This window comes from Streptomyces sp. NPDC051104 (genome assembly GCF_040682835.1).
Lineage (GTDB): Bacteria > Actinomycetota > Actinomycetes > Streptomycetales > Streptomycetaceae > Streptomyces > Streptomyces cynarae.
Genome location: NZ_JBFBBS010000003.1, coordinates 253,681 through 264,754 on the forward strand (window position 1 = coordinate 253,681; position 11,074 = coordinate 264,754).

The 11,074-nt window shown below is 72.9% G+C and carries 9 protein-coding genes; 1 reads left to right on the forward strand and 8 read right to left on the reverse strand.

Features of this window, described 5'->3' with window-relative positions:
- Positions 1-126: 126 nt before the first annotated feature.
- From AB0N14_RS07815 to AB0N14_RS07850, 8 genes are all read right to left on the reverse strand, one after another.
- The gene (locus AB0N14_RS07815) at positions 127-975 is read right to left on the reverse strand and encodes an SUKH-4 family immunity protein (protein ID WP_366024804.1); all 849 of its coding nucleotides are present in this window, start codon (positions 973-975) and stop codon (positions 127-129) included.
- A gap of 143 nt (positions 976-1,118) precedes the next feature.
- Complete coding sequence (locus AB0N14_RS07820) at positions 1,119-1,649, reverse strand: AAA family ATPase (RefSeq protein WP_366024878.1); 531 nt, start codon at positions 1,647-1,649, stop codon at positions 1,119-1,121.
- Positions 1,650-1,660: 11 nt separating this feature from the next.
- On the reverse strand, positions 1,661-3,967 hold the full coding sequence (locus AB0N14_RS07825; protein ID WP_366024805.1) for a molybdopterin cofactor-binding domain-containing protein: 2,307 nt from the start codon (positions 3,965-3,967) through the stop codon (positions 1,661-1,663).
- Complete coding sequence (locus AB0N14_RS07830) at positions 3,964-5,454, reverse strand: 2Fe-2S iron-sulfur cluster-binding protein (protein WP_366024806.1); 1,491 nt, start codon at positions 5,452-5,454, stop codon at positions 3,964-3,966. The genes AB0N14_RS07825 and AB0N14_RS07830 overlap by 4 nt, the downstream gene beginning before the upstream one ends.
- Positions 5,451-6,344, reverse strand: a complete 894-nt coding sequence (locus AB0N14_RS07835) for an FAD binding domain-containing protein (protein ID WP_366024807.1) — start codon at positions 6,342-6,344, stop codon at positions 5,451-5,453. The genes AB0N14_RS07830 and AB0N14_RS07835 overlap by 4 nt, the downstream gene beginning before the upstream one ends.
- A 279-nt stretch (positions 6,345-6,623) precedes the next feature.
- Complete coding sequence (locus AB0N14_RS07840) at positions 6,624-8,300, reverse strand: beta-N-acetylhexosaminidase (protein WP_366024808.1); 1,677 nt, start codon at positions 8,298-8,300, stop codon at positions 6,624-6,626.
- 155 nt (positions 8,301-8,455) lie between these two features.
- Positions 8,456-8,734 carry a DUF3039 domain-containing protein gene (locus AB0N14_RS07845; RefSeq protein WP_366024809.1) on the reverse strand — a complete coding sequence of 93 codons (279 nt, stop codon included), beginning with the start codon at positions 8,732-8,734 and terminating at the stop codon, positions 8,456-8,458.
- Between the two features lie 29 nt (positions 8,735-8,763).
- Entirely contained in the window at positions 8,764-9,336 is a 573-nt protein-coding gene (locus AB0N14_RS07850) for a YqgE/AlgH family protein (protein WP_181139086.1), read from the reverse strand.
- A 252-nt stretch (positions 9,337-9,588) separates the two neighbouring features.
- Here AB0N14_RS07850 and murA point away from each other — a divergent pair, with 252 nt between their 5' ends.
- Positions 9,589-10,929, forward strand: a complete 1,341-nt coding sequence (murA, locus tag AB0N14_RS07855) for a UDP-N-acetylglucosamine 1-carboxyvinyltransferase (RefSeq protein ID WP_366024810.1) — start codon at positions 9,589-9,591, stop codon at positions 10,927-10,929.
- The last annotated feature ends 145 nt before the right edge of the window (positions 10,930-11,074 follow it).

Here is an 11,074-nt window from a genome sequence, read left to right on the forward strand (position 1 = left end):
GGCTCCAAACCCACAAGTGCCCCAAGGGCTCGCCTCCGCCGCATCCATCAGCAGGCTCCGCCCGCGGGGAGTTACGCGGGTTCAATTCCCGCCACGGCCTCCAGAGTTCCGTATCCGTACCGACGCCTACCTCAGGTCGGTCGCTTCCGCCACTCTCTTGTCGCGGTGCGCCAGCCACACCGTGAAGGCCAGGGTGGAAATGTCCGCGTCGAGCGGGCGCAGGGTCGGTCCCGGCTCGCTCCAGCACAGGACCGCTCCCGTGGCGCCGTCGAGGAGCAGGCTCATGTCCTCCAGCAGGCAGCCGAGGCGTATCAGGCGGTCCGCCCAGTCGGGAAGGTCGTCCTCCGGGACGCCCTCGTCGTCCGCGTAGTACTCGGCCAGCGTCGGCAGCGGCAGGTCCGTGTCCAGTTCGAACCAGTAGCCGGTCTCCGGCAGGCCCACCTCGCGCAGGAAACGGCGGGTCGGTTCGTGCGTGAGTCTGCGGGGGAAGTCGACGTCCTCGAAGCGCACGATCGCGGCGGTGCCGAACTCCTCGTCCAGCAGCCGCGGCGGCAGGTCCAGGGCGAGGCCCGTGCCGGGACGGGCGATCCGGGCCAGAGGACGGATCAGGGCGTGCGAGGCGAACCCGCCCGGGGAGGCGGTCGGTTCGTCTGTCACCGCCGCGAGCCGCAGCAGCGCCTCGAGGGAGGGCGCGAGCGGCGAGAGGTCCATCGGGCCCGGGGTGCGCGGGGAGACGTACGCCGTGGGTACCCGTCCCGTGGCACCGCCCAGCAGGAGCGACTCCAGATCACGGTCGACTGTGCGCAGCGCCCCGATGACCATCTGGTCGCGCAGTTCCTCGGCGAGTCTCTCCGCGTCGTCGACCAGCTCGGCCGCCCGCCGCAGCACCGACCGCCCGCACGGTGTCCCGAACCCCCGCGCGTACGGATCCGTCCCGGTCGGCGTGATCACGCCACAGGCGTCAGTCGTGCCCATCGTCTTCCCCCGTGTGTTTCGTGCCTGGCCCAGAGCGTCCACAGGGCGGGACAGACCGTCCTGCCGGGCAGCTCTCCCCCAACGCCAAGAACCTTACGCGGCACCACTGACAACGCCGCAGCAATAAGCCGTCCTTCCGGGCCTCACCCGATCCGCGCCCGCTCCCGCCCGGCCAGGATCGCCTCCACCGTCTCGTCCACGGTCAGGTCCGAGGTGTCCAGCCACAGACCGATCCGCGGCGTCTCGGTCCGCAGTGACCTGTCCAGGTCCTCGACCGTCCATGCTCCGTACCCGGTCTTCGGCCGCCCGGCCTCACGTGCCGCGACCACCTCCGGTCGGGGTGCGAGGACCACGACGTGCAGCGGGCGCGTCCGGATCAGATCGACATACCGCCCCAGGTCCCCGCCCAGCACCACGTCCTGCACCACCGCCGTGAACCCCGCGCGCGCGTATGCGTCCGCCGTGTCCGCCGACAGCCCGTAGCAGCGCAGCCGGAGTTGGGCCAGGCCCTCGCCGTCCGAGCCGGGCTCGTAGTCCTCTCGGCCGGAGACGATCATCCGCCGGAAGACGTCGCCTCGCACATGTGCCGCGCGCGGCAGTCTCTCCGCCAGTGCCTGGGCCACCGTCGACTTGCCCGCGGCCATGACGCCGGTGACGAGGACGACGCCCTCCACCGGCGACGAGCTCACTGCGTCGTCACCACCGCCGCCTGCGGCCGGATCGGCAGACGGTTGACCGGGCGGCCCGTTGCCGCGCGGACCGCCGATGCGATCGCCGCCGGGGACGTCACCACCGGGACCGCGCTGACCGCCTTCGCGCCGAAGGGGGCGACCACGTCCCGTTCCTCGACGAGTTTGACGATCTTGATGTCGGGGGCGTCCAGGGCCGTCGGCAGGGAGTAGCCCGTCAGGTCGGGGTGACGGATCACGCCGCGGGCCGTGCGCAGGTTCTCCGTGAGCGCGATGCCGACACCCTGCGTGACCCCGGCCTCGAGGCGCGCCGCCAGCTGCGCCGGGTTCAGCACCCGGCCCACGTCCTGGGCCAGCGCCAGCTCCACGACCCGTACCGAGCCGATCTCGATGTCCACGTCCACCACGGCGCGGATCGCGCAGAAGGCGAGCCCCACGAAGGCGTCGCCCTGGCCCGTCTCGTTCAGCGGTTCGGTCGGGTGCGGGCGGCACTGCGCGGTGGCCCACAGTTCCTTGCCGTCCAGCGCCTCCGTCACGGTCGTGGACAGGACCCCGTCGTACGACGTGATCTTGCCGTCCGTGATCTGGAGCAGTTCCGTGGACATGCCGAACTTGTGCGCCAGGGGCTGCAACAGCTGGGTGCGGACCATCTTCGCGGCCCGTTCGACCGCGCCGCCCGACACCCAGGTGTGGCGGCCCCGGCAGCCCGCGCCCGCCGGCGGCTGGTCGGTGTCGACCGGGGCCACGTGCACCTCGTCGATGCCGAGGGTCTCCTGGACGATCTGCCGGGCGAGGGTCGCGAAGCCCTGGCCGGTCTCCACCGCCGCGCACAGCACCGTCGCCACGCCGTCCTGGACCTTCACGGTCGCCGTGGAGACCTCGTCGGCGCCCTCCGCGCCGAGCATGTGGACCATGCCGAGGCCGTAGCCCACACCCCGCCGGACCGCGCCCGGTTCGCCCGCGCCCTCGGGGCCGCCCGGCAGCAGCCACTCCTCCTCGGGGGTGTCCTTGGGGAGCGGGGGCAGCGGGTGGTCGCGTACGGCCTCGAGCAGTTCGGCCACCGGCGCCGGGCACGTCACCGTCTGGCCGGTCGGCAGGACGTCGCCGGTCGCCATGACGTTGCGCATCCGCAGCTCCGCCGGGTCGAGGCCGAGCTTCTTGGCGAGCTTGTCCATCTGCGCCTCGTACGCGGCGCACACCTGCATCGCGCCCTCGCCGCGCACATGGCCCGACGGCGGGTTGTTGGTGCGGACGGCCCAGCCCTCGATGAAGGCGTTCGGGACGACGTACGGGCCGCAGGCGAAGGAGACCGCGGCGGCGAGCGCGTCGGAGGAGGTGTCCGCGTAGGCGCCCGCGTCCAGCAGGATCTGCGCCTCGACCTTCACCAGCCTGCCCTCGGCGTCCGCGTGGTGGCGGTAGCGCAGCAGTGTGGGGTGGCGGTGGACGTGGCCGAGGAAGGACTCCTCGCGGTTGGCGGTCAGTTTCACCGGGCAGCCGGTCTTCAGCGCCAGCAGCCCGAGCGGCAGCTGGAAGCCCTGGTCCTCGCGGTCCGCGGTGGCGCCGGGCACTCCGGTGACGACGACCTTCACCCGGTCCGGTTCCAGGCCGTAGACGGCGGCGGCCCGGTCCCGGTCGGTGTGCGGGTCGGTGGAGGCGAGGTACAGCTCGACGCCGCCGTCGGGCCGGGGCACGGCGAGGCCGGCCTCCGCGCCGATGGGGGCGGGGTCCTGGCGGCCGATGCGGTACAGGCCCTCGACGACGGCCTCGCCGACCGCGTCCGGGTCGCCGTGGCGCAGCGGGATGTGGCGGATCAGGTTGCCGCCGGGGTGCAGCGGCTCGGCCTCGAACGCCTGCTCGGGGTCAGTGACCGGGTCGAGCACCTCGTACTCGACGATGACGGCCGCGGCGGCCATGCGGGCGGTGTCGGGGTGGTCGGCGGCGACGGCCGCGATGGCCTCCCCGTGGTGGCGTACGACGTCGGAGGCGAAGACGGGGCGGTCGGCGGCGCCGCGTCCGTGCAGCGCGCCCGCGGGCACGTCCTCGTGGGTGAGGACGGCCCGCACGCCGGGCATCTCGCGCGCGTGGCTGGTGTCGATGGACAGGATGCGCGCGTGCGGGTGCGGCGAGCGCAGGACGGCCGCCCACAGCAGGCCCTCGGCCCACAGGTCGGCCGCGTACGGGAAGGTGCCCTCGGTCTTGGCGCGGGCGTCGGCGGACGGCAGGGAGGCTCCGATGCCGTGCGGCAGCGGCTCGGGGGCGGGTGCGGCCGCCGCTGTGGTCGCGGTGGCGGCTTCGTTGCTCACGCCTGGCCTCCGTCCTGGCTGTACGGGTGGTCGTTCGGGGTCACGTTGCCGAACGCGTCGAGGTGGACGCCGCCCTCTCCGGGGCCCGCCTGGTGCGGGATGCGCGGTTCGCCGCCGTCCGGTGCCGGATCGGCCTCGGCGCGGTGCGCCTCCCGCTCGGCGACGACCTCCTGGACGGCCTGCAGGACGCCCCGGTAGCCGGAGCAGCGGCACAGGTTGCCGCACAGCGCCTGGCGGGCCTCGAGGTCGGTCGGCGCCGGGTTGCCCTCCAGCAGGTCGTGCACGGTCATCGCCATGCCGGGCACGCAGAAGCCGCACTGCACGGCGCCGCACCGGGCGAGCGCCCGCTGAACGTCGGAGGGCTGTCCCTCGACGGCGAGTCCCTCGACCGTACGGACCTCACTGCCCGCGGCGGTGACGGCGGGCACCAGGCAGGAGGCGACGAGCCGTCCGTCGACCTGCACGTTGCAAGCGCCGCACTCGCCCTGCGAGCAGCCGTCCTTGGCACCGGCGAGGCCGAGCCGCTCGCGCAGCACGTACAGCAGCGACTCGCCGATCCAGGCGTCGGTGACGGGCCGGTCGGCGCCGTTCACCCGCAGGACGTACGAGGCCAGGGGGTGCTCGTCGTGCGGGGCCGCGGGCTCGACGGCCCGATCCGGGGGCGGGTCCTGGGCGTCGGCGGGCCCGGGGGCCGGGTCGGGCTCGGGGTGCTGGGCCGCTTCGGGAGCCGGTGCCTCCCCGGCGCCTGAGAGACCGTCGGAGGTGCCGTCGGCCGCGTCGGAGGCGTCGGCGGCCTCGGACGGCTCCTGGGGGGCCTCTGGTGCCTCGGAAGCACCGGCCCGCATCTCCTCGTAGGCCTCGTATGCCTCGTAGGCCTCGTGAGACCCGTCGGAGGGCTCCCCAGGAGCCTCCTCGGACGTCTGCGCGGCGGTCTCGTGCCCGTGCCACGACGGTACGGCCGCCGCCGTCGCCCACGGCGCGGGCGCGCCGCCCGGCAGCGTCGCGGGCGGGGTGCCGCCCCACTGCTCGACGAGCGACGACGTGGTGAACTCCCCCGACTCGTCCGGGAGATCACCGCCCGCGACCGGGATCGACCACTGCCCGGTGACGTCGTGCCCGGGCGCGGGCTCCCGCGCGGCCTGGGCCTCCTCGAAGGTCCACTGCCCGGTCGCCCCGGGGTTGTACGTGAACCGGTCCCCCGTACCCTCCTGCGTGGTGCCCGGCCAGTGGGCGCCCTCGGCGGGCGCGCCCCAGTTCCCGCCGTGCTCCTCGGCGCCCGCGCCCTCCTGCGGGGTGAAGGTCGGCGGCACATAGCCGTGGCCCGGCGCTGCCAGCGGGCTGTCGGAGGCGAGGAGGGCGTCGATCCCGCCTTCCGGGAGCTGGACGAAGGCGGTGGCGCCGTCGTCGTAGTCCCCTTGCGGCAGCCGCTCCCAGGAGCCGTTGGTGCCCTGCCGGCGGGCTTCCTCCGGGTGCTGGTCGTCCGTCACGACAGTGCCCTCCCCAGTGCTCGTCGGGCCAGCGCGGCGACGGTGCGCCGCAGGTGCAGTACGGCGGGCGGAAGCTGCTGCACGGTGCCGTCCTCCGCGGGCGCCGAATCGGGGATGCAGGCCGCGGCGACGTACTCCCCGAAGGCGTTCAGGGCCTCCGGGACGATCGCGCGGTTGTTGTCCCAGTCGATGAGCTGCGCGACCCACTGCTCGGCCTCCAGCGGGCGCAGCGGCATCGGCGCTATGGCACCGACGGCGCAGCGCACCCCGCGCCGGGCCGGGTCCAGCACCAGCGCCACCGACGCCATCGCCCGCCCGGGTCCGGTGCGGCCGGTCGCCTTCAGAAAGACCTGGGGGGCGTGCAGCAGCGGCACGCGCACGTAGCCGATGAGTTCACCGGCGCGCAGCATCTCCACGCCGGCCAGCAGGTGCGAGACCGGGATCTCCCGGCGTGCCCCGCCCGGGCCGGCGATGATCAGCGTGGCCTCCAGGGCGGCGAGCACCGGAAGCGCGTCCCCGGTGGGGGCGGCCGACGCGATGTTGCCGCCGAGGGTGCCGGCGTTGCGGATGTGCGGCGGGCCGGCCGCGCGCGCCGCCGCCGCGAGGGCGGGGATGAGCGCCGCGAAGTCGGGGCGCCCCATGCGCGCGTGGGTGAGGCCGGCGCCGAGCAGCGCGTGGCCGTCCTGGTACTGCCAGCCGCGGATCTCGCTGATGCGGCCGAGGCCGACCAGTGCGGCGGGCCGCAGCTGCCCCGAGTTCACGGCGGCCATGAGGTCGGTGCCGCCCGCCACGGGGACGGCGGCCGGATGGGCGGCGAGGGCCGCCACGGCCTCGTCCAGCGAGGCGGGCAGCGTCACGGCCTGCGCCGCCTGCGGTGCGTGCGTGGTCAAAACCGGCTGCCCCTTCCCGCTGCCCCCTGGTCCCACCTGTGTTGCCGTACGGTACGTGCTGACAGGGCGGACGTGGCAACTCTGGCACATCTTTCACGGCCTCCGACGCGGGGGTCCGCTAGGAGGCATTCGCCCCTCTGACCAGGGGGATGGACCGTTTTGCCACGACATCCCCGATGGGGGTGCATTGCGGCTCTTCGGCGTTCCTTGCACTGCTTTTCCCATGCGGGGGTACGTTTCCAGCCGACCCGGCGCCTCGCCTGCCCTCCGTCCGCCACCTCACACGTTCGGGGGCGCACCCTCGATCGGGCGTCCGAGCACCCCGGGTCGCCGCTGCCACGGCAGCGGGCCCGCGGGCGGCCGGTAGGCGACTCCCAGGGCGTCCAGGCGGCGGTAATGGGCGGCCATGCGCCGCTCGAAGTCCGCGAAGTCGCGCTCGGCCGGGACGGGAAGGGCACTCCAGGCGACCTCGGCGAACGCCGCGAGCCGGGGAAACGCCTGGTAGTCGACGCGCCCCTGATCCTCCGTCACCTCGGTCCAGACGTTGGCCTGGGTGCCGAGAACGTGCCGCGCCTCCTCCGGGGTCAACTGCGGTGGAACCGGCTCGAATCGGTAGACGTCCTCCAGGGTGCGCACGTACCCGATGGGCACCGGCTCGTCGGCGCCGCCGTCCTGACGGTGGTCCAGGTACACCTGCTGCTCGGGGCACATGACGACGTCGTGGCCGGCGCGCGCCGCCGTGATCCCGCCGGCGTACCCGCGCCACGAGGAGACGGTCGCACCGTCCGCGAGGCCGCCCTCGAGGATCTCGTCCCAGCCGACGAGCCGGCGTCCGCGTGCGGTGAGCCAGGTGTCGAAGTGGCGCACGAACCACGCCTGGAGCTCGTCCTCGTCCGCGAGCCCCAGCTCCTTGATGCGCGCCTGCGCGGCCGGCGAGCGCCGCCACTGGTCCTTGGGGCACTCGTCGCCGCCGATGTGGACGAAGGGTGACGGGAAGAGTTCCAGGACCTCCTCGAACACCCCCTCGTAGAACCGCAGGGTGGTGTCGGTGGGGGCGAGTACGTTGGGGTTGATTCCCCAGTCGTCCCAGACCGTGAGGGAGGTCGTGTCGATGACGTCGGAGTTGCCCAGTTCCGGGTACGCGGCGATGGCCGCCTGGCTGTGCCCGGGGACATCGACCTCGGGCACGACGGTGATGTGCCGCTCGGCTGCGTACGCGACGATCTCGCGGATGTCGTCCCGCGTGTAGAAACCGCCGTGCGGCTTCTCCTCCCACAGCGGCGAGGCCCGGTGGCCGAATCTGGTGCGCGCCCGCCAGGCACCGACCTCGGTGAGCCTCGGGTAGCGCTTGATCTCCAGCCGCCAGCCCTGGTCGTCGGTGAGGTGGAGGTGGAGGACGTTGAGCTTGTGGGCGGCCATCAGGTCCAGGTAGCGCAGGACGCCGTCCTTGGGCATGAAGTGCCGGGCCACGTCGAGCAGGAGGCCGCGCCAGCGGAAGCGGGGGGCGTCGTGGATCGTCACCGCGGGCACCTCCCACTGACGCTTCCCGGTCACCGGGGCACGGCGGAAGGCCTCCGGCCCGAGCATCTGGCGGAAGGTCTGGGCGCCCCAGAACAGGCCGGCCTCGCTCGCGCCGTCGATGACGACGTCGTGGCCGTCGGCGGTGAAGCGGTACGCCTCAGGGCTGCCCAGTTCCTCTTCGAGCCCGGGGACGATGCGCAACAGCACCCGGTTCCCGTGGTCGCCGGCCGGTGACAGCGGAAGCCCGGTCGCGGCGCCGACGGCCGCCCGCAGCCACCGCGCGACGCGCTCGGCGCCGGGGCCCGTCGTCTCGATCCGGGTGCCCTCGTCGACGACGTGTCCCGTGCAGCCGCCGATCGAGGGGGACATCCGGGTGGGGGCGGGGACCAGGTGCACGTCGAGCCCCGGGGGGAGGGAGTACGGAAACTCAGGCATGCCGCCAGTCTTCACCGCCCGGCCCGGCCCGAGGGTGGATTCACCGCACTTCGGAAACGCACTCCCGATCCACCGGCAGCAGGCACAAAGGCTCCCGGGACGCTCCGGACACGCGTCCCGGGAACCCAGCGGTCGTCAGGCAGCCGAGCGGTCGGCTACTTGTCGTCGCCCTTGCCCTCGCCGCCGCTGCCCATGGAGTCGTAGATCTCCTTGCACATCGGGCAGACGGGGTACTTCTTCGGGTCGCGTCCCGGGACCCACACCTTGCCGCACAGCGCCACGACGGGAGTGCCGTCCAGGGCGCTCGCCATGATCTTGTCCTTCTGGACGTAGTGGGCGAAGCGCTCGTGGTCGCCGTCGCCGTGCGACACCTGCGGCGTCGGCTCTACGAGGGTCCCCGTACCGGTACCGCGCTCGGGCTCAAGAGTGCTCATAGGGCCAAGCGTACTGAAGCCCGCACGTATCAGTTGAGCGTAGGGTCGTCCGGGTACGTCGCCACCATCGCCAGCTCGCTGCGCTGGCGTCGCAGCACGTCGCGCCAGAGTTTCTCCGGGGCCGGGGACGACACGTCGCCGGGTTCGGACTCGACGACGTACCACGCCCCGTCCACCAGCTCGTCCTCCAGCTGGCCCGGCCCCCAGCCGGCGTATCCGGCGAAGATGCGCAGGGAGCCGAGCGCCTTGGCGAGCAGTTCCGGGGGGGCCTCGAGGTCGACCAGGCCGATCGCGCCGTGCACCCGCCGCCAGCCGAGCGGGGCGTGGTCCGGGGACGCGCCGCCGGGGATCACCGCGACACCGAGCGCCGAGTCCAGCGACACGGGTCCACCCTGGAAGACGACACCGGGCTCGCCCGCGAGGTCCGCCCAGCCCTCCAGGATGTCCCCCACGTCAACGGGCGTGGGGCGGTTGAGGACCACGCCGAGCGAGCCCTCCTCGTCGTGGTCGAGGAGCAGCACCACAGCGCGGTCGAAGTTCGGGTCCGCCAGGGCGGGGGTGGCCACGAGCAGCCGCCCTGTGAGCGAGGACACCTCGGTCATGGCAGACATGATCCCGCATCTTGCCTTCGGATGGGGAGGCAACGGGGGTAGGTGGGTGAATGCAGCTCAGGGCTCATGGGTGCGCTGCGGGCGCACGGACGCCCCGGTAACCCCTCGCGTCCATCTCCGCACCGTTCGTGTTGTGGCAAAGCTATGACCTTCCTTGAGGCCACTTGGGCTTACTGAAGGGGGGTACGCGGCCATTACGCTTACGTCTTCGGCCCCTGCCCCACTCCACGGAACGCGAGATTCATGACCGTCAACGACGATGTCCTCCTTGTCCACGGCGGCACCCCGCTCGAGGGCGAGATCCGTGTCCGCGGTGCGAAGAACCTCGTACCGAAGGCCATGGTCGCCGCCCTTCTGGGCAGTGCCCCGAGCAGACTGCGCAACGTGCCCGACATCCGCGACGTGCGCGTCGTCCGGGGGCTGCTTCAGCTGCACGGGGTGACGGTCCGTCCGGGCGAGGAGCCGGGTGAGCTGGTGCTCGACCCGACGCACGTCGAGAGCGCGAACGTCGCGGACATCGATGCCCACGCGGGCTCGTCGCGCATCCCGATCCTCTTCTGCGGTCCGCTGCTGCACCGGCTGGGCCACGCGTTCATCCCCGGTCTCGGCGGCTGCGACATCGGTGGCCGGCCGATCGACTTCCACTTCGACGTGCTGCGGCAGTTCGGCGCGGTCATCGAGAAGCGGGCGGACGGCCAGTACCTGGAGGCGCCCAAGGGGCTGCGCGGCACGAAGATCCGGCTGCCGTACCCGTCCGTCGGCGCGACCGAGCAGGTGCTGCTGACGGCGGTGCTCGCCGAGGGTGTCACCGAGCTGTCCAACGCGGCGGTGGAGCCGGAGATCGAGGACCTGATCTGCGTGCTGCAGAAGATGGGCGCGATCATCGCGATGGACACCGACCGCACGATCCGCATCACCGGTGTGGACAAGCTCGGCGGCTACACCCACCGCGCCCTCCCGGACCGTCTGGAGGCCGCGTCCTGGGCGTCGGCGGCGCTCGCGACCAACGGCAACATCTACGTCCGGGGCGCGCAGCAGCGGTCGATGATGACGTTCCTGAACACCTACCGCAAGGTGGGCGGCGCGTTCGAGATCGACGACGAGGGCATCCGGTTCTGGCACCCCGGCGGACAGCTGAAGTCGATCGCGCTGGAGACGGACGTGCACCCCGGCTTCCAGACGGACTGGCAGCAGCCGCTGGTCGTGGCCCTGACCCAGGCGACGGGCCTGTCGATCATCCACGAGACGGTGTACGAGTCCCGGCTCGGCTTCACCTCCGCGCTGAACCAGATGGGAGCGCACATCCAGCTCTACCGCGAGTGCCTCGGCGGCTCCGACTGCCGCTTCGGGCAGCGCAACTTCCTCCACTCCGCGGTGGTTTCGGGCCCGACGAAGCTGCAGGGCTCGGACCTGGTCATCCCCGACCTGCGCGGCGGCTTCTCCTACCTGATCGCGGCCCTGGCGGCCGAGGGCACGTCCCGGGTCCACGGCATCGACCTGATCAACCGCGGCTACGAGAACTTCATGGAGAAGCTGATGGAGCTGGGTGCGAAGGTCGAACTGCCCGGCAACGCACTCGGCTGACGGCCACCGGCGGCTGGGGGTCCGGGGGTCGTCCCCCGGATCGGCACAGCATGGAGAAGCTGATGGAGCTGGGTGCGAAGGTCGAACTGCCCGGCAACGCACTCGGCTGACGGCCACCGGCGGCTGGGGGTCCGGGGGTCGTCCC